The following is a 24,967-nucleotide window of genomic DNA, read 5'->3' as shown; positions in this document are numbered from 1 at the left end:
GAAAGAGGCCTATCAGCCTGAGCCGGCCCCGGCCAGTCACTGCCGGTGCGGCGGCGCCACCAAGGAACTGCACGATATTAAAGGGAGCTTCGCACCATGCACCAGGCCGGACCGGGACACCGCACACTCACAGTGGTGCGGCAGGAGGCATCGCTCGGGGCGGCCCGGGACCTGGAGTTCGGTTTGGAGCTCCTGGCCAAGGCAAGGACCGGCAGCATCGGCCCCACGCTGCGGTTGTACCGTCCTGCCCCCACCGTCGCCTTCGGCCAGCGGGACACCCGGCTGCCCGGCTTCGAGGCAGCCGCCCAAGCCTGCCGCGACAACGGATTTGAGCCGCTGGTCCGCCGCGCAGGAGGGCGCGCGGCCGCATACCACCAAGGAACCCTCGTGGTGGATCACATCGAGCCGGACGCCGACGCCATCGCCGGCTCCAAAAGCAGGTTCGGATACTTCGGGAAGCTGTTTGCCGAAACGCTGCAGAGCGTAGGGGTGCGGGCGGCTGTAGGGGAAATCCCCGGTGAGTACTGCCCGGGGGAATACAGTGTGCACGGCTCGGGTCCCGCCGGCGGCCCGCCGGTGAAGCTGGTGGGCACGGCACAGCGGGTGGTCTCCGGCGGCTGGCTGTTCAGCTCGGTCATTGTGGTGGAGAACTCCGCCCCCATCCGCAAGGTCCTCACCGACAGCTATGCAGCCCTGGGGCTGCAGTGGGACCCCGCTACGGCGGGAGCCGTCAACGACCTTGTGCCCGGGGTGGACGTCGCCGCCGTGGAGGAAGCACTGCTGGCCGCCTATGCCGGCAACGCCACCCTGGGCACCGCTGCCTTCAGCAGCCTGGGGGCCTGACTAGGCCGCGAGGCGGGACTTGACCTCGGCAGCGGAAGGATTGGTGGCCGCGGTGCCGTCCGGGAACAGGACGGTGGGCACCGTACGGTTGCCGCCGTTGAGCTGCTCCACAAGTTCTGCGGTGCCTTCCACTTCCTCGATGTTGATCTCGGTGAAGCCGATGCCCTGCGAGTCCAGCTGCTTCTTCAACCGGTTGCAGTAGCCGCACCAGGTGGTGGAAAACATGGTGATCGTGCCGGATTCGGGAATGAAGTCCATAAGTTTCTCCTATGAGTCGAGGTTTCCTTCCCGACAACGGTAGAGGAAAGCCGCGTATTCCCGGCTTCGTGCGCCTGCAGCGTCCCTGGATGACAGCTTCTGCCGCCGATGGCATGCTGGAGCCATGTGTGGACGCTATGTGATGGCACGTGCTGTGGGGGACCTCCTGGCAGAGTTTGACGCCGAACTTGAGGATGAGGTGAGCATCCCGCCGTCGTGGAATGTTGCGCCGACTGACGATGTGCCCATCGTCCTGGAGCGCTTGATTGATGAGGGTGCGGAGCCCAGGCAGGTGCGTCAGCTTCACGTGGCCCGGTGGGGGCTGGTTCCGTCGTGGGCCAAGGACCCGGGCATCGGCTCGCGGATGATCAACGCCCGAAGCGAATCGGTACTGGAAAAGCCGGCGTTCCGCAAGGCTGTCCAATCACGCAGGTGTGCGGTGCCCGCAGATGGCTACTACGAATGGAAGCAGGGCTCCGGAAAAGCGAAGCAGCCCTACTACGTGCACCCGGGTGAAGGCCGGGGCCTGGTTTTTGCCGGGCTCTATGAATGGTGGAAGGATCCCGGCCGGCCTGCGGGAGAACCGGGCGGGTGGATGCTTTCCACGTCCATCTTGACCGCCGACACCCCGCCCCCCGGCACTGAAGCCACCGTTTTAGGCAAGCTGACCGCGCTGCATGACCGCGTCCCGTTGCCGATGGACAAGGCCACCATGCAGGCCTGGCTGGACCCGCAGGCCGATGACGCCGCGGCGCTGGTTGACCTGGTCCGGTCCGGGGTCAAGGACGTGGCATCGGACTGGCGCGTTGAATCAGTGGGCAAAGAGGTGGGTAATGTCCGCAATAACGGCCCGGAGTTGATCCGCCCGGTGGAAGCCCTGTTCTAGGCCTAACCAATTTTCAGGCCCTGGCCTGCAGGTCCCCGGACCGCTGAGCGGAGGGCTAAAGGGTAACCGATCCGGCGTCGTCCACTGCCCATGCGGGGTTATACGCCACCTCCCAGCGGAAGCCGTCCGGGTCCGCGAAATAGCCGCTGTAGCCGCCCCACGGCTGGGTGATGGGTTCAGCAATGATGGCGGCTCCCGCTGCGGCCGCCTCATCCATGACCCGGTCCACATCCTGAGTGCTTGGCAGGTTGTGGCTGAGCGTGATGCAGGGGACGGGGCCGGGTTCGGAGACCCCGGCATCGGCCTGCATCTGGCGAACGTCCCACAGTGACAGCACCAGGCCGTGGTTCACCTGGATGAACACCACATCCCCCGTAAACTCACGGTGGACCGGCCAGCCAAGGCCCTCAACATAGAAGGTGCGGGATACCGGAACGCTGCGGACGCCTAGTGAAATGAAGTCGACTCTGGGCTGCATGGTTCGATACTGTCAGAGGATGGCAACAATTCAAGGGAATGATCGGGACGCCCTGGCCGATAAGGAACAGCTCGCTGCCGTCCGGGTTGCCGTTGACGAAGTGGATGACCAGATAGTTGCCCTTATTGCCCGCCGTGAGCGGCTGATCCGGATTGCCGGAACCCTCAAGGGTGACGACGCCGAGGTCCGTGCCCCGGGCCGGGTGGAGCGGGTCATCGAGCACGTCCGCTCCGCAGCTGCCAAGAAAGACATTGACCCGGACATCGTGGAATCCACCTACCGTGCCATGATCTCGGGCTTTATCGAACTCGAACTCCGGGTCCACAAAGAGAACAGCTGAGCCGTTTCAGCCCAGCTGTTTACAGGTTCTCCTCCACCGGAACATTGGACTGGAACTCCCTGCCGTCCGCTTCGCTGAAGCCGGTGATGACGTGCCCCTGGCCGAGCCCGTTGATGGCAGCGAGCGGGAAATGCCCGGTGATGGTGTTGCCGGAGTGTGTGACGCCCGAAAGATCGTAGTTCTCTTCCGTGCTCTGTTCGTGATTGAACGAGAAAAAGGCGATCGCCTCCCCGTTCATGAATTCAATACCCAAACGCCGTTGGGATGAGTAGTCCGGACTGGCTGCCATAAGCCCCACCACATAGGCGCCGGACCCGGGGATATTGCCGTCGATGTCGAAAGTAGCCACGAGGGTGGAGTCCTGGGCCTTGATGCTGACCTGTTTGAGGAGTGCGTCATGGGTGCTCATGGCACAATCCTGCTCCCTGCGAATCAGTCCGTCCACCCCCGCCTAGGATTTGTGCCGCCGCTGGCTTAGACTTGAAATATTCGAACACATATTCGAATGTGTTCGAGTTTCTTGCTCTGGCCGGGAGGTGCCCATGGGGATGTTCAGTGAATCCGTGGATGTTGCCTGCAACCAGGATGGCCAGCCGGTGAGCCTGCAATGGGCAGGGCGGTCCTATTCAGTCTGCGCCGAGCCGGTCCGATGGTACGAGCGCCGGCAGTGGTGGGCTGAAGAAAGCCGTGCACCGCTGGGCACCGGGCCCGGACTGGTTGACCATGAAATCTGGCGGGTTCAGGTGCTTCCCTCAGGTCCAGCTTCCGCTGCGGGCAATGGTCAGGATGAACCGCTCACTCTTGATCTGACCCGCCACATCCGCAGCGGCCGGTGGCGGCTGCTGCGGATCCATGACGCCCTTCGCCCACGAACAGCATGAGCTTCACGCACCTCCACGTCTCTACTGCCTTCAGTGCCCACTATGGCGTGTCCTGGCCTGAGGAGCTGGCCCAGGCCGCCGCTGCTGACGGGGCAACCGCGCTCGCCTGCACTGACCGTGATGGGCTCTACGGAACAATCAAGCACCTCAAAGCCTGCATGGACGCCGGCATTGATCCCATAGTCGGTGTGGACCTGGCGGTGTATGACGACGACGGCGATCACCGCACCCAGCTGGCAGGCCGCGTGGTGGTGCTCGCGCGCGGCAACAACAACGGTGCAGGGTACCGTGCACTGTGCCGGCTGGTGTCCGATGCCCACGCCCGCACTTCGGGCAAGTCCGGGGGAACCGTGCCCGTGGCTGTAACCAGGGCGGAACTTGCTTCCCGTACCCTGGACCCGCAAACCCTCAAACCCGTGCTGATGGTCCTGATCGGGCCGGATTCCGACGTCGGGCGTGCCATGGGAGGCCGCCGGTACCTGCGGCCCCGGACGCTCTTCAAGCAATGGCTTGATGCCATGCCCCCGGCAACAGTGGTCACCGAAATCGTCTCCCAGCTCAGCGCCCCGGGAGCACCTCTAAGTACGTCGCATGCCGTCCGCATGCTCAAGCTCGCGGAAGAGCATCACGTTCCGGCCATCCTCAGCAACGCTGTGAGGTACTGCGCGGAGGACGGCGCTGCCACGGCCGATGTCCTTGACTCAGCCCGGACCCTGAAATCGCTGCCGGAGCTGGCCCAGGAACCAATGCTGCAACCCAACGGCCAGGGCTGGCTGAAATCCGCCGGCCAGATGCTGAATTTGGGCAGGGAAATTATCTCCGCCGCCGGATACGGTGCAGCAGACCTCAAGCAGCTGATCGCACAAACCGAGGCGCTCGCCGATCTCTGCAGGATGGACCCCGAAACCGATATGGGCTGGAAGCAGCCCGTCGTGCCGGAAGCCTCCGTAATCGGGATCAGCCAGGATCCGCACCTTGAACTGGTGCAACGCTGCGAGGCGGGAATCGGAAGGCGGTTCCCGGGGCTTTCGGGCAGCAGTGAGAAGCAGATGCACCACCGGCTCGGGCACGAACTCGGCATTATCCAGAACCTGGGGTTTTCTTCCTACTTCCTTACCGTTGCCGAAGTATCCCGCATGATCCAGGACATGGGGGTCAGGGCAGCAGCCCGCGGATCAGGTGCCTCAAGCCTGGTCAATTACCTGATCGACGTCAGCCAGGTCAATCCACTGCAGCATGACCTGATCTTCGAACGCTTCCTCTCCCGGGACCGGGCCACCCTGCCGGACATTGACATCGACGTCGAAAGCGCCGAACGCCATAACGTCTACCGCCGGATCTTCGAACGCTTCGGTTCCGAGCGGGTCACGCTGATGAGCATGCAGAACGGATACCGGGCAAGAGGGGCAGTCCGGGACGCGGGCATGGCCCTGGGTATGGATGATGGCGATGTGGGGGACATCGCCAAACAGATGTGGCGGTTCTCCGCCCGGAAATTCCGGGAGGCGCTGCAGGAAAAACCTGAACTGCGGGAGTTTGCAGGCCGCGTAGAACAGCGCGATGCCCACGGAAACCAGCAGCTGGACCTGCTGGTGGACCTGACGGAACGCCTGGACCGGTTGCCGCGGCATATTTCGATGCATCCCTGTGGGGTGATCCTGGGGGACGCCACCTTGCTGGACCGCACCCCGGTACAGCCCAGCGGACTGGGACTGCCCATGAGCCAGTTCGACAAACACGATATGGACCCCATGGGCATGCTCAAGCTCGATGTCCTGGGAGTCAGGATGCAAAGTGCCATGGCGTTTGCGGTCCGGGAAGTCATCCGGATCCACCCTTCAAAGAAGGAAGTAGTGGAAGCCGGTAAGCATGGTTCCGGGCAGGACGGATCAGGCCCGGACTACATAGCTAAAAACGGGCACATCGACCTCAACGCCATTCCCCTCGATGATGAGGCAACTTTTGAACTCATCAGGAGTACTCATACCCTGGGCTGCTTCCAGATTGAGTCACCAGGGCAGCGCGAGCTGATCGGCAAGTTGGCGCCGCGGGAGTTCAACGACCTCATCATCGACATTTCCCTGTTCCGGCCCGGGCCCATGAAATCCGACATGGTCCGGCCCTTCCTTGAGCACCGGCATGGATTCGCACCCGAGGTATACCCCCACCCAGACCTGAAGCCCGTCCTTGCGGAAACCCACGGGGTGACGGTTTTCCATGAACAGATCCTGAAAACCTTCAATGTGATGACCGGCTGCGGCCTGGCCAGGGCTGACGAATTCCGGCGTGCCCTGGGCAACGAGGTCCAGGAACTGGCTGTTGAGAAGTTCTTCCGCCGGGAAGCCCGGAAAAAGGGTTATTCCCCGGAAGTAGTGGACAACGTCTGGGGGACCCTGAAGGCCTTTGGCAGCTTCGGTTTCTGCAAAGCCCACGGAGCTGCCTTCGCCGTACCCACCTACCAGTCCGCCTGGCTGAAGACCCATCACCCCGAAGCCTTCCTGGCCGGACTGTGGGAACACGATCCCGGCATGTACCCCAAACGGTTGCTGGTGGCCGAAGCCAGAAGGATGGGAATCCCCATCCTTCCCCTGGACATCAACCGCAGCAAGGGGGAATACCGGGTGGAACGGGTTCGGCAGGGACCCGATGCAGGAAAATTGGGAATCAGGCTGAGCCTGAACGGAATCTATGGGCTGTCCGCCACCGAACTGAAAAGGATCGTGGCAGGCCAGCCCTATGACTCACTCGCAGACCTCCGCGCGCGCTCGCGGCTCAGCAAACCCAGCATCAAACGCCTGGCACAGCTGGGAGCTTTTGATTCCCTGCACCGTGAGGCCGGCGGCACTGCCAACCGGGCAGACCTCGTTCAGCACCTGCAACAGCTCCAGAGCACGGCGGGCGGGCGGAAAGGCGTCGAGGTCCTCGAGGGGCAGCTGTCCCTTCCCCTGGGCGATGTTGAACTGCGCAACCTCAAGCCGGGACTTCCGGAACCCACCCTCATTGAAAATGTCCGGGCAGAACTGGACCTCCTGGCTGTTGACGTCAGCAGCCACCTCATAAACAGCCACCGGCCCATGCTGGACAGGTTGGGGGTAACCACCGCGGACAAGCTCCTGGGCCTGCGCAACGGGACCGAAGTGCTGGTGGCCGGAGTGCGCGTGGCCACCCAGACACCCCCCATGCGCGGCGGCAGGAGGGTAGTGTTCATCAGCATCGATGACGGCACTGGATGCATCGATTCGGTCTTCTTCCATGAGGCCCAGGAGAAAGCCGGCCTGCTCCTTTTCGGGACCCGAATGCTGCTGATCCGCGGCACCACCCGGAGGACAGGACCACGGGGAATCAGCATCAGCGCAAGCATGGCCTGGGACCTCAGCCAGACCGGGACCCTGCCCTTCCCGGATTCGGAGGCCTTGGCTCCGGTCGGCCCACATCCCCTGGATGGAATCAGCAGGAGCCTGGCCATCACGGGATTTAACGGCTGATCCTGCCGTGCGCCGCGTTGGTCGGCCCTCTGCTGACCCGATAGCATTGACGGTGGCTGGCTGTGGTCCCCGTATGCCACAAGCTATGAAGCCCTTAACTTTGAATAGGAGACACCCGTGTCAGATGCCCAGCAGATCACCCTTCTCGTCGATGGCGAAGAGACCAAGGTGACTACCGGGACAACCGGTGCGGAACTCTTCTTTGAGCGCCGTGATGTTGTTGTAGCCCGTGTCAATGGCGAGCTGAAGGACCTGGACCAGGAACTTCCGGAAGGCGCCGACGTCGAAGGCGTCACCATCGATTCCCCCGACGGCCTCAACGTGCTCCGGCACTCCACCGCCCACGTCATGGCCCAGGCCGTCCAGCAGCTGCGCCCGGACGCCAAACTGGGCATCGGCCCCTACATCACCGACGGTTTCTACTTCGACTTTGACGTGGCCGAGCCCTTCACCCCCGAGGACCTCAAAACCCTCGAAAAGATGATGCTCAAAATCGTCAACCAGAACCAGAAATTCGTCCGGCGGGTGGTGTCCGAGGACGAGGCCCGCGAAGCCATGAGAAACGAGCCCTACAAGCTCGAACTCCTGGGCAAGAAAAACGAGGCCGCCGAAGCCGGCGAAGGCGTAAACGTCGAGGTGGGCGCCGGCGACATCACCATCTATAACAACGTTGAGCGCAAGGAAGGGACCACCGTCTGGTGCGATCTCTGCCGCGGCCCCCACCTGCCCAACACCAAAATGATTTCCAACGCTTTTGCCCTGACCCGTTCCTCTTCCGCCTACTGGCTGGGAAACCAGAAGAACCAGCAGCTGCAGCGGATCTATGGCACTGCATGGCCCACCAAGGAGGCCCTCAAGGCCTACCAGGAACGCCTCGCCGAAGCCGAGCGCCGTGACCACCGCAAGCTCGGCGTCGAACTGGACCTGTTCTCCTTCCCTGACGAGCTCGGTTCAGGCCTGCCGGTGTTCCACCCCAAGGGCGGCATCATCCGCAAGGAGATGGAGGACTACTCCCGGCAGCGCCACGTCGAGGCCGGCTACGAGTTCGTCTACACGCCGCACATCACCAAGGGCCACCTGTACGAGGTCTCCGGCCACCTCGACTGGTACAAGGAAGGCATGTTCCCCGCCATGCGGGTTGATGAGGAACTCAACGCCGACGGCACCATCCGCAAGCCGGCACAGGACTACTACCTGAAGCCGATGAACTGCCCCATGCACAACCTCATCTTCCGTTCGCGCGGACGTTCCTACCGCGAGCTGCCCCTGCGCCTGTTCGAATTCGGTTCCGTTTACCGGTACGAGAAGTCCGGTGTGGTGCACGGCCTCACCCGGGTCCGCGGCATGACCCAGGACGACGCCCACATCTACTGCACCCGCGAGCAGATGAAGGACGAACTCACCAAGACGTTGAACTTCGTCCTTGGCCTCCTCAAGGACTACGGGCTGAACGATTTTTACCTTGAGCTCTCCACCAAGGATCCTGAAAAATACGTAGGTGATGACGCCACCTGGGAGGAAGCCACCCGCACCCTCGCCGAAGTCGCCCAGGAATCAGGGCTGGAGCTTGTTCCGGATCCGGGCGGAGCGGCGTTCTACGGCCCCAAAATTTCCGTGCAGGCGAAGGACGCTCTGGGCCGGACCTGGCAGATGTCCACCATCCAGCTGGACTTCAACCTGCCTGAGCGTTTCGAATTGGAATTCCAGGCCGCTGACGGCACCCGCCAGCGGCCGGTGATGATCCACCGGGCACTGTTCGGCTCGATCGAACGCTTCATGGGCGTGCTCACCGAGCACTACGCCGGCGCCTTCCCCGCCTGGCTCGCTCCCGTCCAGGTGGTGGGTATCCCGGTGGCGGAGGCGTTCAACGAGTACATGTTCGACGTCGTCGACCAACTCAAGGCCGCCGGTATCCGGGCCGAAGTGGACACCACCTCGGACAGGTTCCCCAAGAAGATCCGCACCGCCAGCAAGGACAAGATCCCGTTTGTCCTCATCGCCGGCGGCGACGACGCCGAGGCAGGCGCCATATCCTTCCGCTTCCGCGACGGAAGCCAGGACAACGGCGTGCCAGTCGCAGAGGCAATCAAGCGGATCACGGAAGCCGTCCGTAACCGGACCAGCTAGCGGAACGGAACAGCACCGTGCAGGAGAACACAGGCGCAGGATATCCGGACGATGCCGGCGTTACCGACGACTTTGACCTCGCCGGTGTCCCGGACGCTTTCCAGCGCCTGTGGACTCCGCACCGCATGGCCTACATCAAAGGCGGCCAGCACCAGTTCAAGAACGAAAACGACTGCCCCTTCTGTGTCGGGCCCGGCCGGACCGACGAGGATGCGCTGATCGTCCACCGGGGGAAGACCTGCTACGTAGTGCTGAACCTGTTTCCGTACAACCCTGGACATCTCCTGGTCTGCCCCTACCGCCATATCCCCGACTACACCGACCTGACGCTCGAGGAGACGGCGGAGTTCGCCGAACTGACCCAGACGGCCATGCGGGTCCTGCGGAAAGTATCAAACCCCGGCGGGTTCAACCTCGGCATGAACCAGGGCGTGGTGGGCGGCGCCGGCATCGCCGCGCATCTGCACCAGCACATCGTTCCGCGCTGGGGCGGTGACGGGAACTTCTTCCCCATCATCGCCCAGACCAAGGCGATCACGCAGACCCTGGACGAGGTCCGCCAACAGGTCGCTGACGCCTGGCCCGGGGAGACGGATGCTGAATAAGCACGCCCGCAAGTTCTTCACCGCCCTGTTCACCCCCCTTGCCCGCTGGCTCCTTCGAATCGGTGTCTCAGCGGATGCGGTGACCATTACCGGCACGGCCGGGGTGGTGGTGGGAGCCCTCGTCTTCTACCCGATGGGGCAGCTTTGGTGGGGGACACTGTTCATCACCGCGTTTATCTTCTCCGACGTCCTGGACGGCATCATGGCAAGGATGCAGGAGGTGGGCAGCCGATGGGGCAACTTCCTCGACTCCACCCTGGACCGGATTGCAGACGGCGCGCTCTTCGCCGGCGTGGCCGTGTGGTTCTTCACCGGTGGTGCTAACGTTCCCATCGCCATGGCAGCCACCGTCTGCCTCGTCCTGGGCATGGTGGTCTCCTACGCCAGGGCCAAGGCGGAGTCCCTGGGTTTCACCGCCAACATTGGCATAGCAGAACGGGCCGAACGGCTCGTGTCCGTGCTGGTCGTCACTGGATTTACCGGCCTCGGGCTGCCGCAGGTGGTGCTGCTCGCAACGCTCGTACTCCTGGCCCTTGCCAGCTTCATCACGGTGGTCCAGCGCATGGTGGCCGTACGCCGCCAGGCCCTGGCGGAACCAACCCCTGCCGATTAGCACACCAATTAAGCCGCCCGGGCGCGGTGAGACTAGTATTGGTACTGCCCGGTCAATGGATCCGGCAACCCGGAGTCTGCAGATATGGCACCTTCCTGCCGCCCTGCATACCCGGCGAATGTCATCTATCTACCCATAGGGGTTTTTGTGTCTACACCTGATGTAAGCAGCGAGGCCGGTTCGTCCGCGAACAGCGTCACGGGCAGCAACCGCGTGAAGCGGGGCATGGCTGAGATGCTCAAGGGCGGCGTCATCATGGACGTCGTTAACGTCGAACAGGCCCGCATCGCCGAGGACGCCGGTGCCGTTGCTGTGATGGCGCTGGAACGCGTTCCGGCCGATATCCGCGCCCAGGGCGGCGTGTCACGCATGTCCGATCCGGACATGATCGACCAGATCATCGACGCCGTGTCCATCCCGGTCATGGCCAAGGCCCGGATCGGCCACTTCGTCGAAGCGCAGGTCCTGCAGTCCCTCGGCGTGGACTACATCGACGAGTCCGAGGTCCTCACCCCGGCCGACTACGTCAACCACATCGACAAGTGGAACTTCAAGGTTCCCTTCGTCTGCGGCGCGACCAACCTTGGTGAGGCGCTGCGCCGCATCAACGAGGGCGCGGCGATGATCCGGTCCAAGGGCGAGGCCGGCACCGGTGACGTTTCCAACGCCACCGGGCACATGCGCCAGATCCGTTCCGAAATCGCCAAGCTCGCAGCCCTGCCCGAGGACGAGCTGTACGTGGCGGCCAAGGAACTGCAGGCCCCGTACGACCTGGTCAAGGAAGTTGCCGCTGCCGGCAGGCTGCCCGTGGTCCTGTTCACCGCCGGCGGCATCGCCACCCCGTCCGATGCTGCCATGATGATGCAGCTCGGCGCTGACGGCGTGTTCGTCGGTTCCGGTATCTTCAAGTCCGGCAACCCCGCCCAGCGCGCCGCCGCCGTCGTGAAGGCCACCACCTTCTTCGATGACCCCGACGTCATCGCCAAGGCCTCCCGCGGCCTCGGCGAAGCCATGGTGGGCATCAACGTCGACGAGATCCCCCAGCCCCACCGCCTCGCCGAGCGCGGCTGGTAAATCGCTCGTCCAGGGGCTGGCGCCTGTGGGGCGCCGGACGGCGCCATCCTCTGCGCGCTATTCCCCGCGCTTCCCTGGCAGCTTTTGTAGCTGGCTGGGGCGCGGGGGCCCTTTTACGCGCGCTGCCGGATAACTCCGTCCGTCTCTAAGCGGTCGCCTTATGTTTTATGTACGACGCCGGTTCCTCGCCTTTTTCAGGTGGGGGACCGGCGTCGTTCCTTTTGCAGGGGAGTAGTGCTTTACTCGAGGCCGCGGCGCTTTAGGAGGGGTTCCAGTTCGGCTTCGCGGCCGCGGAGGGTTTTGAAGGACTCGAGGGGGTCGCGGCTGTTTCCACGGGACAGCAGCTCCTGCCGGAAGCGTTCGCCGTTGGGCCGGGTGAGGCCTCCATGTTCGGTAAACCAGTCCACCGTCTCGGCGTCCAGCACTTCGCTCCAGATGTACGAATAGTAGCCGGCCGCGTAACCGGCTCCCGCGAAGACGTGCTGGAAGTACCCGGTGCGGTAGCGCGGCGGCACCAGGGCATGGGCGATTCCCGCAGCTGCCAGAGCCTTGTCCTCGAAAGCCACGACGTCCTCAGGCACCTCGCTGCTGCCGAGGACATGCCAGGCCAGGTCCAGCAGCGCCGCCCCCAGGTACTCCGTAGTGGCGACCCCTTCACCCCAGAGCCGTGATTCATCCAGTCTGTCCACAATCTCCTGCGGAAGCGGCGTCCCGGTTTTGTAGTGCTTCGCATAGTTGGCCAGCACCTCCGGCCACATAATCCACATCTCGTTCACCTGGGACGGGTACTCCACAAAGTCCCGCGGAACCGACGTTCCGGAAAACCGCGGATACGTGACATCGGAGAACAACCCGTGCAGGGCATGTCCGAACTCGTGGAAGGTGGTTCGCAGTTCATCGAGAGTCAGCAGCGCAGGTTCGCCGGCGGGCGGCTTGGAGATGTTGAGGTTGTTGATAACGACGGGCATGGTCCCCAGCAACGCCGACTGTTCCACTAGGGAATTCATCCATGCGCCACCCCGTTTGGTCCCCCGGGTGTAGTAGTCGCCGAGGAACAGCCCAAGGGCCCTTCCGTCCTCGTTTCGGACTTCCCAGACGCGCACATCGGGGTGGTAGCCGGAAAGGTCCTTCCGCTCGTGGAAGGTGATGCCGTAGAGCGACGTGGCAGCGAAGAAAACCCCGTCGGTGAGAACACGGTCCAGCTCAAAGTATGGCCGGAGGGCCTGCTCGTCTACCTCGTACTTTTCCCTGCGGACCTTCGCGGAGTAGAACGCCCAGTCCCAGGCTTCCAAGGGGTGCCCGGCTGCCTCAGCGAGAGCCGCTGCCTCACGATCTGCGTTGCGGACCGCCGCCGGCGCCATCCGGTTCAGCATGGACTGGACCGCTTCGAAATCAGGTGCGGTCTGGCGGTCCACCACGATTTCAGCGTAGTTGGCAAAACCCAGCAGGGCCGCTTTTTCAGCGCGCAGGGCCGCCATGGACCGGGCGAGGTCGAGCACGTGCAGGCTCCCGCCGCTGCTGCCGCGGGCCACGGACGCCTCATACAACCGGCGCCGGATCTCCCGGTTTTCCAGTGCGGCCAGGGCGGGCTGGTTACTCGGCTGGATCAGCGCCAGGAGGAACTTCCCGTCGTGCCCGGCCGCGCGGGCTGCTTCCGCGGCAGCGGACACGTCATCGTCCGGCAACCCCGCCAGGTCCGCGGGATCCTCAAGCAGGAGTGCCGCGGATTTCATGCCTTCCTTGACCCGCTGGCCGAACTCTGTGCCCAACCTGGACAGTTCGGCGTTGAGCTGGCGGAGCCGCTCCTGTCCGGGTGATCCAGCTGGATACCGGACTGCCGGAATTCCTTCAGATACTCCTCCACGAGACGGCCCGCCTCCGGATCAAGCCCGGCCGTCCCGATGGCCGCGAAGCGTTCGTACAGTGCCTTGTTCAAAAACACCTCGTCCTGGTGTGCTGAGAACAGCGGCGCAAGCCGGGTTTCGAGTTCCCGGATCTCCTCGGAAGCATCGGCAGAGACGAGGGTAAAAAAGGCGGCGGCAACCCTCTGCAGCAACTGGCCTGAGCGCTCCATTGCCACCGCAGTGTTATCGAAAGTGGCAGGATCACGGCTCTCCGTAATGGCTTGGATTTCCGCCAAATGCTCCGCGAACCCCGCCTCTGCCGCTTCAGCGTAATGGGAAGGTTCGATGTCGGCGAACGGCGGCAGAGCGAACGGCAGTTTGCTGGGAGAGAGCAGAGGGTTTGTCATGCCGCAAATCTTCCACACCGGCCACGCCATCTCAACGACCCCAAATGCTCGTGGCGGCCCGGGACTTTATCTAAACTGACCGCTATGGGGATCAGTTGGCGCAGCGCTGCGCCGCGAACCGGCGCCACCATCGGCACCTTGCTCGCAGCTGCCCTGCTGGCCGGCTGCGGCCTGGTCGCTGAACAGGACGGGCAGGGGCCGCGGCCTGCGGAGACTGCTACGCGGGGCGGGGGTTCCGGCGCCGGTCCGGCCCCTGCGGCCACTTCAACCCCAACACCCGTACCCGCACCCGCCCCCACCCCGGGCAAAGGCCCGCCCTGCCCTGCGGTCCGCTGTGCCACCCTCCTTGTTACCGGGGACATGCTCGTCCACGCCCAACTGTGGCAGCAGGCAGAGCAGGACGCCGCAGCAGCCGGGAAGCCTGGTCTGGATTTTAGGCCCCTCCTGCAGGGCCAACACCGGTACATCAACAACAGCGACCTTGCCATCTGCCATCTGGAGACGCCGGTGGCGCTACCTGACGGTCCGTTCTCCGCGTATCCGTCGTTCAACGTCCCGCCCCAGATCATCGCCGCGGCCAAGGACGTGGGTTACCAGGGGTGCACCACGGCCAGCAACCACACCATCGACCGCGGCACGGACGGGCTGCTGCGAACCCTGGACGCCTTGGATGCTGCCGGGCTGCAGCACACGGGCTCCTACCGGACCGAGCACGAATCGCACAGCATCCTCATCATGCAAACGCCGGCCGCAAAGATAGCCCTCATCCAGGCCACCTACGGGCTCAACGGCCTGCTCCCCGACCACCCCTGGCAGGTGGACATGCTGGAACCGGCAAAGATGATCGCCAAGGCTGACAAGGCGAGGGCCCTGGGAGCGGACATCGTGGTGGCAGCGATGCACGCCGGCGATGAGTATTCCAGTGAACCGAACACCCAGCAGCAGGAAGCGGCGCATGCGCTGGTGGACAGCGGACAGTTCAACCTGGTCTACGGGCACCACTCGCACGCCGTGCAGCCCATCGAAAACTACAAGGGCACCTGGATCGTGTACGGCCTCGGCAACGGCGTCACAGAATTGTCTCCCTGGTACCTGGTCAACAACGAAGGGCTCCTGGTAAGGGTGCAGTTCGGCCAGGACCAATCCGGACAATGGTCCGCGACGGATCTGGGCTGGGTGCCGTCCGTGATTGTCCGCGACCCTTACCGCTGGTGCTCGGCAGCAGCCGACGCGCCGCAGGGTCCATGTGCCGGCCCGGAAGCGGATGCGGCGACCCGGCACCGGACCGGGACCGTGGTGGAAGCACGCGGTGCTGCAGCGGCGGGCGCCCATGAGCTCCTCATCACGCGCGAACCGTAAACCGGCCCCGAAAAGGGAGTGCCGCCGTCGGCAGCCGGACCCTCGAACTCTCAGCGGGGCCGGCGCGCCACGTGTTCCCTGGCGAGTTCCGCGTAACGGTCGTTCGGCTGGCCGGGATCAAAGGACCCGAACTTCCGCTCCGCTGCCGTTTTGATCAGGAAGTCGGCAATGGCCGGGTTCTTCGGCAGCAGCGACCCGTGCAGGTAGCTGGCTACGATGTTTCGGTAGCGGGCACCTTCATGGCCGTCGCTGCTGTTGTTTCCGGTGCCCTTGGCCACGGTGCCGAGGGGGCGGACGCCGTTGCCCAGGGTGGTTTGCCCGCTGTGGTTTTCGTAACCCAGCACTTCGCCGAACTCGGGGGTAGCCACCTTGACGTTGCCGATCAGGCGCTCGTCCGTGCCATGGGTTTCGACGTCGAGGACGCCGATGCCCGGAATGACCGCTCCGGTCCGGGTTTTGAAAAAACGTCCGAAGAGCTGGTAAAGGCCGCAGATGACCAGCATGGGGGCGCCGTCCTCGGCCAGGTCCTTCAACACCTCCGCGCGCGCCTGCAGATCGTCCTGGATCACCAGCTGCCCGCTGTCCTGGCCGCCGCCGCCCACGATAATGTCCACGTCTTCCGGGAAGGGGTCGCCCACGTTGTATTCGAGCAGCTCCGGTGTGTAGCCGTGCCACCGGATGCGCTGCTTGAGGACCAGGGCGTTCCCCCAGTCGCCGTAGATGTTCATGTCGCGCGGGTAGAGCTGCACCACCCGGAGGGTGCCCTTGCTCTCCGCGCTCTCCGCTGTATCCGCGCCTGCCTGGCTCACGAGACAACCTCCACGGTGGTGATTTTGGACAGCTCGCGCCGGATGGCCAGCATGGCGGTGTATGTGCAGAAGATGCGCTTCGGCTTGCCCTGGGCTTCCCTGATGAAGGCAGCAAGGGCGGGCGCAATCTCGGTCTCCACGCCGCCGATCGGCACCTCGTCGTACTGCAGGCGCAGTGCCATGTCGTAGGCGCGGGAGCCGGTCAGCTGGTCCACTCCGCCTGCGCGCAGCGAGTCGAACTCAACATCCCAGAGCCAGGACATGTCGCGGCCGTCAGCGTAGTTGTCGTTGATGGCGATCATGGTGGCGTAGCCGCCGGCGGGAAAGGACTTCAGTCCGAGCCGGAACCCGCTGGGATTCTTGACCAGGACCAGGTCCAGGGGCTGGCCGTCCACGGTGAGGCTTTCGCCGCGTCCGAAGGCGGGCGCAACCTGGGCGAGTGCCGCCAGCAGTGTGCCGTGGTCGGCGGTGGCTGCGCCGCCGCCGCAAATGCTCCGCGCGAGGGTCAGCGCGGCGGCCGCATTGAAGATGTTGTACACGCCGCGCAGCTTCATCCCGGTGGTGACCGTGACGCCGTCGTACTCAAATTCGGCAGTGTCCGCACCTACTTTGCGGAGTACGACGTCGGCCGCCGGCTTGTCCGGAAGGTCCGCCGGGGCGGGACTTCCGGGAGCGGCGCGCATGTCGTCATCGTTCGGGAAGGTGCCCAGCAGCGAATCATCCAGGCCGAAGTACTTGACCTCCTGCCCCGTAAGGGTCTCCGCAATCCTCGCTACGCGGGGGTCCTCACGGTTCAGCACCACAGTTCCGGTGGTCTTGGCTGCGATGTGCTGGAGCAGTTGCGCTGTCTTGTCGATCTCGCCGAACCGGTCCAGCTGGTCGCGGAGGACATTCAGGAGCAGGCAGTAACGGGGCGGCACACTGTTGACGAAGTGCACGGCGTGGGCCTCGTCGAGTTCCAGGACAGCGACATCGGCGTCGAGCCGGCCGCGCCAGTCCACCTCGCCCAGCAGCGCCGCAGCCACACCGCGGGTGAAGTTGCTGCCGGTGCGGTTGGTGAAAACCTTCAGCCCCTGGCTCTCGAGCAGCTCCACCACCATCTTGGTGGTGGTGGTTTTGCCGTTGGTGCCGCTGACCACGGCGACGCCGTGGGGGAGCGTGGTGAGCGTCCGCCGCATAAAGCCCGGATCGATTTTTTCGACCACCAGTCCGGGGAAGGCAGACCCGCCGCCCCGCAGCCGGGACACCCGGCGGACCAGCTTGCCGAGCGGAACACTGAAATAGAGCATTAGTCGAATATATCCCAGCAACGGCATGGAACCGGCGTCGGGGCGGGGCATGCCAGGCAGGTCAAAGAGGCCGCGGCCCGTATGCTGGATGGATGACAAATCCCCCTTCAGCGGCTGCCGCGCGCCTGGGTGCCGGCCTGCGCATAGGCGTGCTGGCACTCCAAGGAGACTTCCGCGAGCACCTTCGTGCTGTTGAAGAAACCGGAGCCGAGGGCGTTGGCGTCCGCCGCCCGAAGGAATTGGACGGCCTGGACGGCCTGGTTATTCCCGGCGGCGAATCCACCGCCATCGACAAACTCGCGCGTGCCTTCGACCTGGCCGGACCCATCCAGGACCGCATCGCCGGCGGTTTGCCTGTATATGGCTCCTGCGCCGGCATGATTCTGCTCGCCACGGACATCGCCGACCCCGCCACCGACCTTTCCGGGGCACCACAGCAGACGTTTGGCGGGCTGGACATCACGGTGCGGCGCAACGCGTTCGGCCGGCAGCGGGAATCCTTCGAAACGGACCTGGACTTTAAGGGACTGGACTTCAGCGCCACCGATGCCGGCGTTCCTCCCGTCCACGCCGTCTTCATCCGTGGCCCCTGGGTGGAACGCGTAGGCCCGGAGGTGGAAATCCTGGCCCAGGTGGAACCCGCGGATCCGGAGCACGCGTCCCACGCCGTCCCGCTGCCGGGGACGGCTAGAATTGTTGCAGTGCGTTCCGGCCACCTGCTGGCCACCTCCTTCCACCCGGAAGTGACTGGGGAAAAACGCGTACACGAACTTTTTATCCGCATGATCAGAGGAGAAGCGTAGTAGCATGTCAGGCCACTCCAAATGGGCAACGACGAAGCACAAGAAGGCCATCCTCGATAGCCGCCGTGCAAAGTCGTTCGCCAAACTGATCAAGAACATCGAAGTCGCTGCCCGCATGGGCGGCCCGGACCTTTCCGGCAACCCGGGCCTCGAACTGGCCGTGACCAAAGCCAAGAAGACTTCTGTTCCGGCTGACAACATTGACCGCGCCATCAAGCGCGGCGCCGGGCTCACCGGTGAAGTGGTCGACTACACCGAGATCATGTACGAATGCCGCGGCCCGCAGGGTTCGGCGCTGCTCATCGAATGCCTGACGGACAACAAGAACCGCGCCGCCTCGGAAGTCCGCCTGGCCATTTCCCGCAACGGCGGCACCATCGCCGACCCCGGCTCGGTCAGCTACCTCTTCAGCCGCAAGGGCGTGGTGTCCCTGCCGAAGAAGGACCTCACCGAGGATGACGTCCTCATGGCTGTCCTCGACGCCGGTGCCGAGGAAGTCAAGGACAACGGCGACTCGTTCGAGATCCACTCCGATCCTAAGGACCTCCAGGCCGTCCGGGATGCCCTCAAGGAGGCAGGGATCGAGTACGACACGGACGAGGCCGAATTCGTTCCGTCCATGGAAGTGCCCCTGGACCTTGAAGCCGCCAGGAAGTTCATGAAGCTCGTTGACGCCCTGGAGGACCTCGACGACGTCCAGAACGTCTACAGCAACGCCGACCTCAGCGACGAAGTCCAGGCTGCCCTGGAATCCGAGTGACGCCCGGCCTTGCCCCCTGAATCCGTCCCGCCTCGCAAGACCGGGATGCCCGCTGAAGCCGGGTGCACGTGACACTGCGTGTACTGGGCGTTGACCCCGGACTGACCCGCTGCGGCATCGGCGTGGTGGACGTGGAACGGAACAGGCGCGCCACCATGGTGGCCGTTGGTGTGGTGGGAACCTCTCCCGAGGAGACCCTCGATCAGCGGCTCCTGGTGATCGCCCTGGCCATCGACGAGTGGCTGGACCGCTACGAACCCCAGGTCCTCGCCGTCGAGCGGGTCTTTTCCCAGCTCAACGTCAGCACGGTGATGGGCGTCGCCCAGGCGTCGGGGGTAGTAATTGCCGCGGCGGCGCGGCGCGGGATCCCGGTGGCGCTGCACACGCCGTCGGAAGTCAAGGCTGCCGTCACCGGCAGCGGCAATTCCAACAAGGATGCGGTGACCAAGCTGGTCACCAAGATCCTTAGGCTGGACGCACCGCCCCGCCCGGCCGACGCTGCGGACGCGCTGGCACTGGCCATCACGCACGCGTGGCGTGCCGGCAGCGGTGCCGCCGTTGCCACCACCGGGCCGGGCAGTTCCTCGCTGACGCCGGCGCAAAGGGCGTGGGCAGAAGCCGAGGCCAAGGTGCGGCGCGCACGCTGATTGTCTTGGCCGCTTGCTAGGGTATTCGTAGATATGTTCGGATAGCCGGTCCAGCCTCTCCCATGGGCAGCCCGGCGGTACACCAGGAGCCAGCCCCTTGATCAGTTTCCTTCGCGGAACCGTAGCGCACGTGGGGCTGTCCACGGCCGTCATCGACCTCAACGGCGCGGGCATGAGCGTTAACGCCACTCCCCAGACCCTCAGCCGGCTCCGCACGGGCGAGGAGGGCCAGTTGTTCACCTCCCTGATCGTCCGGGAGGATTCGCTCACCCTCTTCGGCTTCGCGTCCGACGACGAGCGCGAAGTTTTTGATGTCCTGCTCAGTGTCAGCGGGGTGGGCCCGAGGCTGGCACTGGCGGTCCTCGCCGTGCATGATCCGGAGGCAATCCGGGTTGCGGCACACACAGGCGACAGCAAAACTTTTACGAAAGTCCCGGGCATCGGCCCCAAAGTGGCCGGCCGGATCGTTTTGGAGCTCGCGGGGAAGCTGGTTCCGCACGGCACGGCCGGTTCGGCCGGTGCCCCCACCGCTGCCGAGGCTGCCTGGAAGCCGCAGGTGGTCGCGGCCATGACCAGCCTCGGCTGGTCCGAGAAAGACGCTTCGGCAAGTATCGACAAGGCACTGGCCGATGACCCCGAGGTGTCCTTCCGCGGCAACGTGCCGGAGATCCTGCGGACCACCCTTCGCTGGCTGGGCCAGGACGGTGCACGCGCCGGCAACCGCGTAGGCAGCCGTGGCTGAACCGTCAGTGGTCGCCGCCGGGGAGGAACCCGAGGAGCGGGCCATTGAGGCCGCGCTCCGGCCCAAAAACCTCCACGACTTCGTGGGCCAGCACCGGGTCCGCAAGCAACTGTCCCTGGTGCTGCAGGCTTCCCGCATGCGGGGGAGAAGCGCGGACCATGTGCTCTTTTCCGGCCCTCCGGGCCTCGGGAAGACCACGCTGGCCATGATTGTGGCCTCCGAGATGAACGCCCCGCTGCGGATCAGCAGCGGCCCCGCCATTCAGCACGCCGGAGACCTCGCGGCCATTCTCTCCTCCCTGTCCGAGGGCGAAGTCCTGTTCCTGGACGAAATCCACCGCATGTCCAGGCCGGCAGAAGAAATGCTCTACATGGCCATGGAGGACTTCCGGGTGGACATCGTGGTGGGCAAGGGAGCCGGCGCCACGGCCATTCCCCTCGAACTTCCGCCGTTCACGCTGGTGGGCGCGACCACCCGGGCAGGCCTGCTGCCCGGGCCGCTCCGGGACCGCTTCGGCTTTACCGGGCACCTGGAGTTCTACTCCGTTGCCGAACTTGAGCTGGTCCTGCGGCGCTCGGCCGGGCTGCTGGACCTTAAGGTGAACTCTGCCGGGTTCAGCGAAATCGCCGGACGTTCGCGCGGCACGCCCCGCATTGCCAACCGGCTCCTGCGGCGGGTCCGTGACTGGGCCCTGGTTCATGGCATCGAACAGATTGACGCGCGGGCGGCATCCGCAGCACTGGATATGTATGAAGTGGACAAGAAAGGCCTGGACCGGCTGGACCGCTCGGTCCTGGAGGCGCTGATCACCAAGTTCGGCGGCGGCCCCGTCGGTCTCTCCACCCTCGCGATCGCCGTCGGGGAAGAAACCGAAACGGTGGAAACCGTGGCAGAACCGTTCCTGGTCCGCGAGGGTCTCCTGGGCCGCACACCCCGGGGCCGGATCGCCATGGCCCCGGCCTGGACCCACCTCGGCTACGCCGTCCCCGCAGGCGTCTTCGGGCAGGAGCCACTGGACCTGTTTGATACGGCGGGTGAGGACGCCGGCCCCGGCGAAGACTGGGCCCCGCAAGGCGAATAACAGGCTCCCTTCAGTTTTTCCCTTTAGACTGGTATGACGCTCGGCACGTTCGGGTCTTTGTTCCCGCAGGCAGCACTACCAGCAGCCCGTGGACGGATGGCGCTTCGCGCCAGACCACACGTTCAAAGCGGACGGCGCTGTCAATCAGCTCTACGCAAGTACAGAATGGAACTTCCCCGTGTTCGGACATATCACTGCCCAGACCACCACTACGCAGCCCGGCGGCGGCATTGACATCATGTCGATCCTGCTGTTCGCCATGCTCGGCGTCTTCATCTTCATGATGTTCCGCCGGAACAAGAAGACCCAGCAGCAGCAGGCGGCGCTCCAGTCGCAGTTCGCGCCGGGGGTTGAGGTAATGACCAGCTTCGGGCTGTTCGGCCGTATTGTCGCCATCGACGATGAAGAGAACAAGGTCACCCTGGAACTCTCCCCGGGCAACCTCGCCACCGTACACCGCCAGGCCGTTACAAAGATCGTGGAGCCGGCAGCAGCGCCGGACGCCGTTGCCCCCGCCGTGCCGGATGACGCTTCATCCCTCACCGCCCAGGAGACCGGCAGTTCCGCTGTTACCGCTGAAACCCCGGACGAGACCCCCAAGCGCCTCAGCGATGAGGGCAAAAAGGACAGCTAGTCCCGCTGGTTTTGTAAAACACCTCTACGGCTGCGGAAGGCCGCCGGTGCCGGCAACAGGCAGGCACCGGCGGTTCCTCCGTGAATAAGAGAAAGATCAACAATGGCACGAACTGGTTCTAGGAAACCAGGCCTCAGGGTCCTGGTCTGGCTCGGCGTAATCCTCGCCGTGCTGACTGCTGTCCTGGCAGGCGGCACTATGGCCGGCCAGGCGAGCTGGGCGCCCAAGCTGGCGCTGGACCTCGAAGGCGGCACACAGATGATCCTGGCGCCGAAGGTGGAGGGCGGTTCGGACATCAATGAAGAACAGCTCAACCAGGCTGTGGCGATCATCCGCCAGCGCGTGGACGGTTCCGGCGTCGCTGAAGCCGAAATCAGCACCCAGTCGGGGCGCAACGTGGTGGTCAGCCTTCCGGGCACCCCGTCTACCCAGACGCGCGACCTGATCCAGGCCTCCGCCGACATGAACTTCCGCCCTGTCCTTCTCAACGGCGCCGGTGCACCCGTCCCGGAGGAGTCGCGGGCCCCCGAGGACCAGCTCCCCAAGCCGACGGCGGAACCTGCCAACAGCAGCGACACGAACTGGATCACTCCGGAGATTTACCGGCAGTTCGAAGCCCTCGACTGCGACAACCCGTCCCAGGACGAGCAGGAACGCTCCGATCCGGCCAAGCCGTTGGTGACGTGTGAGCCTGCTTCCGGCACAAACCCCGCCATCAAGTACATCCTTGGTCCGGTAGAGGTCAAGGGCAGCAACATCGTCACGTCCTCCTTCCAGCTCCAGCAGGGCGCCCAGGGTGCCGTCACGAACGAGTGGGCCGTCAACATCCAGTTCGACGACGAAGGCACAGCGAAGTTCAAAGAGGTCACCGAACGCCTGAACCAGTTCTACGTGGCTGCCGGCGGCGACTCGGGCAACGACCCCAAGGCCCAGTTCGCCATTGTGCTCGATGACCAGGTCATCTCAGCTCCCCGTTCGCTCGCTGTCATCACCGACGGCCGGCCCCAGATTACCGGCGGCTTCACGGAACAGAGCGCCAAAGCCCTGTCGGACCAGCTTCGGTTCGGCGCACTGCCCATCAGCTTCGAAATCCAGAGTGAGCAGCAGATCTCTGCAACCCTCGGCGGCGAACAGCTCCGCATGGGCCTCCTCGCCGGTGTAATCGGCTTGCTCCTGGTGGTGGTGTACTCCCTCTTCCAGTACCGGGCCCTGGGATTCGTGACCATCGCCTCCCTGGTGGTTGCCGGCATCCTGACCTACCTTGCCATCGCCATCCTGGGCTGGACCGAAAACTACCGGCTGTCCCTGGCCGGCGTCGCGGGCATCATCGTCGCCATCGGCCAGACTGCAGACTCCTTCATCGTCTACTTCGAGCGCATCCGCGATGAGCTCCGTGAAGGCCGCGGCCTGGTCTCCGCCGTCGAAAACGGCTGGAAGCGGGCTAAGCGGACCGTCCTTGCCTCGAAGGCCGTCAACCTCCTTGCCGCCCTGGTCCTGTACTTCGTGGCTGTGGGCAACGTCCGCGGGTTCGCATTCACGCTGGGCCTCACCGCCATCGCCGACCTCATTGTGGTGTTTATGTTCACCCACCCCACGCTGCAGCTGCTGGCGCGCACGAAGTTCTTCGGCGAGGGACACCGCTTCTCGGGCCTTGACCCCAAGCGCCTCGGCGCCGTGCCGCTGTACCGCGGCGCAGGCCGGATCCGTACCCCGGAAGACAAGCCTGCCCAGGTTGTCCGCGCCAAGAATTCCGGTGCCGCAGCCGAAGCGGAACGCCGGATGACCATTGCCGAACGCCGCATGGCGCAGAAGCAGGAGCAGCTCGCAGGCTCCTCGAAGTCTGCAGCGAAGGAGAACAAGTAATGCCAAGCTTCGCGAATTTCGGCAACGAGCTCTACACGGGCAAGCGCTCCTACAACTTTGTGGGCGCGAAAAAGATCTGGTTCATCATTGCGGCGGTTGCCGTTGCCCTGTCCATCCTTATTCCGCTTGCCAAGGGCGGTTTCAACCTGGGTATCGAGTTCCGCGGCGGATCTGAGTTCACGGTTTCGAACGTGAGGACCACTGACGCCGCCGTAGGTGAAAAGGCCGTCACCGACGTGGTGGAAGGCAGCGTTCCCCGCGTAGCAAACGTGGCCGGAACCACCATGCGGATCCAGACCGACAAACTCACCGATGACGAGACCCTCCGCATCAAGGAAGGCCTGACTTCGGCCTATGGCGTCACGGACAACGAAGTGACATCAACGTTCGTGGGTCCCACGTGGGGTGCTGACGTCACCAAGCAGGCCCTGATCGGCCTGGTGATCTTTGTGCTCCTGGCTGCGGTGCTGATGGCGCTGTACTTCCGCACCTGGAAGATGTCCCTCTCGGCTATCGCCGGCATGGCCGTCACGATGTTCGTTACCGCCGGTGTTTATGCCCTCAGCGATTTCGAAGTCACTCCGTCCGCCATCATCGGGTTCCTGACCGTCCTGAGCTACTCGCTTTATGACACAGTGGTGGTCTTCGACAAAATCCGCGAGAACACCGCAGACCTGGATGCATCCACCCGGCGTACCTTCGCTGAGGAAGTCAACCTGGCCGTGAACCAAACCCTGGTCCGCTCGATCAACACCATGATGGTGGCGATCCTGCCCGTTGGCGCCATCCTGTTCATCGGCGCCGGACTGCTGGGCGCCGGAACACTGCGTGATCTCTCCCTCGCGCTGTTCGTCGGCATCCTGATCGGAACCGCAGCCACGATCTTCGTGGCAGCTCCCATGTATGCCTGGCTGCGGCAGAACGAGCCCGACCTGGCCAGGCAGGCAAAGCGCGTGGAGCACCGTCGGGCCGAGGCCTCTTCCAGGTCCGGATCGACGGTTGTGGAGCCGGCCCAGACCTGAGCCGCTTCCCGCCGGCCGGGCAGTGTCAGAATGCTGACGCTGCCCGGCCGTCCTGTTTAACCGGCGGCCCGTTTAAAAAGTCTGCGGGCGGGGGAATAGACTGAAGTAATTAAACGG

Annotated in this window: 23 protein-coding genes and 1 pseudogene; 18 read left to right on the top strand and 6 right to left on the bottom strand. The window is 64.3% G+C overall.

The features are described 5' to 3' along the window. The first annotated feature begins 96 nt into the window (after window positions 1–96). Complete coding sequence (locus tag AC5RT4_RS03520; protein WP_494104872.1) at window positions 97–843, top strand: lipoate--protein ligase family protein; 747 nt, start codon at window positions 97–99, stop codon at window positions 841–843. On the opposite strand, the gene AC5RT4_RS03515 is transcribed toward AC5RT4_RS03520, so the two are convergent. Beyond that, the gene (locus AC5RT4_RS03515) at window positions 844–1,101 is read right to left on the bottom strand and encodes a mycoredoxin (protein ID WP_494104871.1); all 258 of its coding nucleotides are present in this window, start codon (window positions 1,099–1,101) and stop codon (window positions 844–846) included. It abuts the gene before it with no gap. Between the two features lie 124 nt (window positions 1,102–1,225). Between AC5RT4_RS03515 and AC5RT4_RS03510 the strand changes: the two genes are divergently transcribed. Continuing rightward, the gene (locus AC5RT4_RS03510; protein WP_494104870.1) at window positions 1,226–1,987 is read left to right on the top strand and encodes an SOS response-associated peptidase; all 762 of its coding nucleotides are present in this window, start codon (window positions 1,226–1,228) and stop codon (window positions 1,985–1,987) included. Window positions 1,988–2,042: 55 nt separating this feature from the next. On the opposite strand, the gene AC5RT4_RS03505 is transcribed toward AC5RT4_RS03510, so the two are convergent. Then, window positions 2,043–2,465: a VOC family protein gene (locus AC5RT4_RS03505; RefSeq protein WP_494104869.1), complete on the bottom strand. Its 423-nt coding sequence runs from the start codon at window positions 2,463–2,465 to the stop codon at window positions 2,043–2,045. A 19-nt stretch (window positions 2,466–2,484) separates the two neighbouring features. Here AC5RT4_RS03505 and AC5RT4_RS03500 point away from each other — a divergent pair, with 19 nt between their 5' ends. Continuing rightward, on the top strand, window positions 2,485–2,805 hold the full coding sequence (locus tag AC5RT4_RS03500; protein WP_494039823.1) for a chorismate mutase: 321 nt from the start codon (window positions 2,485–2,487) through the stop codon (window positions 2,803–2,805). Window positions 2,806–2,824: 19 nt separating this feature from the next. On the opposite strand, the gene AC5RT4_RS03495 is transcribed toward AC5RT4_RS03500, so the two are convergent. Continuing rightward, window positions 2,825–3,214, bottom strand: a complete 390-nt coding sequence (locus AC5RT4_RS03495; RefSeq protein ID WP_494039822.1) for a hypothetical protein — start codon at window positions 3,212–3,214, stop codon at window positions 2,825–2,827. Window positions 3,215–3,347: 133 nt separating this feature from the next. Here AC5RT4_RS03495 and AC5RT4_RS03490 point away from each other — a divergent pair, with 133 nt between their 5' ends. The 6 genes from AC5RT4_RS03490 (at window position 3,348) to pdxS (ending at window position 11,590) form a co-directional block, all read left to right on the top strand. Then, a complete protein-coding gene (locus tag AC5RT4_RS03490) occupies window positions 3,348–3,686 on the top strand; it encodes a DUF6504 family protein (protein ID WP_494039821.1) in 339 nt (112 codons plus the stop codon). Continuing rightward, complete coding sequence (locus AC5RT4_RS03485; RefSeq protein ID WP_494104868.1) at window positions 3,683–7,171, top strand: DNA polymerase III subunit alpha; 3,489 nt, start codon at window positions 3,683–3,685, stop codon at window positions 7,169–7,171. The genes AC5RT4_RS03490 and AC5RT4_RS03485 overlap by 4 nt, the downstream gene beginning before the upstream one ends. A gap of 117 nt (window positions 7,172–7,288) precedes the next feature. Next, complete coding sequence (gene thrS / locus AC5RT4_RS03480; RefSeq protein ID WP_494104867.1) at window positions 7,289–9,298, top strand: threonine--tRNA ligase; 2,010 nt, start codon at window positions 7,289–7,291, stop codon at window positions 9,296–9,298. Window positions 9,299–9,315: 17 nt separating this feature from the next. Continuing rightward, on the top strand, window positions 9,316–9,903 hold the full coding sequence (locus AC5RT4_RS03475; RefSeq protein ID WP_494039818.1) for an HIT family protein: 588 nt from the start codon (window positions 9,316–9,318) through the stop codon (window positions 9,901–9,903). Next, on the top strand, window positions 9,893–10,516 hold the full coding sequence (gene pgsA, locus AC5RT4_RS03470; protein WP_494104866.1) for a phosphatidylinositol phosphate synthase: 624 nt from the start codon (window positions 9,893–9,895) through the stop codon (window positions 10,514–10,516). Before AC5RT4_RS03475 ends, pgsA begins: the two co-directional genes overlap by 11 nt. 147 nt (window positions 10,517–10,663) lie before the next feature. Beyond that, window positions 10,664–11,590: a pyridoxal 5'-phosphate synthase lyase subunit PdxS gene (pdxS, locus tag AC5RT4_RS03465; protein ID WP_494039816.1), complete on the top strand. Its 927-nt coding sequence runs from the start codon at window positions 10,664–10,666 to the stop codon at window positions 11,588–11,590. A 239-nt stretch (window positions 11,591–11,829) separates the two neighbouring features. On the opposite strand, the pseudogene AC5RT4_RS03460 reads toward pdxS, so the two are convergent. Then, window positions 11,830–13,841: pseudogene (locus AC5RT4_RS03460) on the bottom strand (M3 family metallopeptidase). An 84-nt stretch (window positions 13,842–13,925) separates the two neighbouring features. On the opposite strand from AC5RT4_RS03460, the gene AC5RT4_RS03455 reads away from it, so the two are divergent. Further along, on the top strand, window positions 13,926–15,200 hold the full coding sequence (locus AC5RT4_RS03455; protein WP_494039814.1) for a CapA family protein: 1,275 nt from the start codon (window positions 13,926–13,928) through the stop codon (window positions 15,198–15,200). Between the two features lie 50 nt (window positions 15,201–15,250). On the opposite strand, the gene AC5RT4_RS03450 is transcribed toward AC5RT4_RS03455, so the two are convergent. Continuing rightward, window positions 15,251–16,009, bottom strand: coding sequence for a type 1 glutamine amidotransferase (locus tag AC5RT4_RS03450; RefSeq protein ID WP_494104865.1), 759 nt, complete (start codon window positions 16,007–16,009; stop codon window positions 15,251–15,253). Beyond that, complete coding sequence (locus AC5RT4_RS03445) at window positions 16,006–17,298, bottom strand: MurT ligase domain-containing protein (RefSeq protein ID WP_494039812.1); 1,293 nt, start codon at window positions 17,296–17,298, stop codon at window positions 16,006–16,008. Before AC5RT4_RS03445 ends, AC5RT4_RS03450 begins: the two co-directional genes overlap by 4 nt. A 92-nt stretch (window positions 17,299–17,390) precedes the next feature. On the opposite strand from AC5RT4_RS03445, the gene pdxT reads away from it, so the two are divergent. From pdxT to secF, 8 genes are all read left to right on the top strand, one after another. Then, the gene (gene pdxT / locus AC5RT4_RS03440) at window positions 17,391–18,101 is read left to right on the top strand and encodes a pyridoxal 5'-phosphate synthase glutaminase subunit PdxT (protein WP_494104864.1); all 711 of its coding nucleotides are present in this window, start codon (window positions 17,391–17,393) and stop codon (window positions 18,099–18,101) included. Between the two features lie 4 nt (window positions 18,102–18,105). Beyond that, the gene (locus AC5RT4_RS03435; RefSeq protein ID WP_494039810.1) at window positions 18,106–18,861 is read left to right on the top strand and encodes a YebC/PmpR family DNA-binding transcriptional regulator; all 756 of its coding nucleotides are present in this window, start codon (window positions 18,106–18,108) and stop codon (window positions 18,859–18,861) included. A gap of 68 nt (window positions 18,862–18,929) precedes the next feature. Then, window positions 18,930–19,508 carry a crossover junction endodeoxyribonuclease RuvC gene (ruvC, locus tag AC5RT4_RS03430; protein WP_104044563.1) on the top strand — a complete coding sequence of 193 codons (579 nt, stop codon included), beginning with the start codon at window positions 18,930–18,932 and terminating at the stop codon, window positions 19,506–19,508. Window positions 19,509–19,605: 97 nt separating this feature from the next. Then, a complete protein-coding gene (ruvA, locus tag AC5RT4_RS03425; RefSeq protein WP_494039809.1) occupies window positions 19,606–20,250 on the top strand; it encodes a Holliday junction branch migration protein RuvA in 645 nt (214 codons plus the stop codon). Continuing rightward, window positions 20,243–21,331 carry a Holliday junction branch migration DNA helicase RuvB gene (gene ruvB / locus AC5RT4_RS03420; protein WP_494104863.1) on the top strand — a complete coding sequence of 363 codons (1,089 nt, stop codon included), beginning with the start codon at window positions 20,243–20,245 and terminating at the stop codon, window positions 21,329–21,331. The genes ruvA and ruvB overlap by 8 nt, the downstream gene beginning before the upstream one ends. A gap of 238 nt (window positions 21,332–21,569) precedes the next feature. Beyond that, complete coding sequence (gene yajC, locus AC5RT4_RS03415; protein ID WP_494104904.1) at window positions 21,570–21,965, top strand: preprotein translocase subunit YajC; 396 nt, start codon at window positions 21,570–21,572, stop codon at window positions 21,963–21,965. 102 nt (window positions 21,966–22,067) lie between these two features. Then, window positions 22,068–23,828, top strand: coding sequence for a protein translocase subunit SecD (secD, locus tag AC5RT4_RS03410; RefSeq protein ID WP_494039807.1), 1,761 nt, complete (start codon window positions 22,068–22,070; stop codon window positions 23,826–23,828). Further along, window positions 23,828–24,850 carry a protein translocase subunit SecF gene (gene secF / locus AC5RT4_RS03405; RefSeq protein ID WP_494039806.1) on the top strand — a complete coding sequence of 341 codons (1,023 nt, stop codon included), beginning with the start codon at window positions 23,828–23,830 and terminating at the stop codon, window positions 24,848–24,850. The genes secD and secF overlap by 1 nt, the downstream gene beginning before the upstream one ends. Window positions 24,851–24,967: the final 117 nt, after the last annotated feature.

The sequence above is a fragment of the Arthrobacter sp. sptzw42 genome (genome assembly GCF_059089685.1).
Note: the sequence above shows the minus strand (reverse complement) of the source record. Positions and strands in the feature narration are given on the sequence as shown.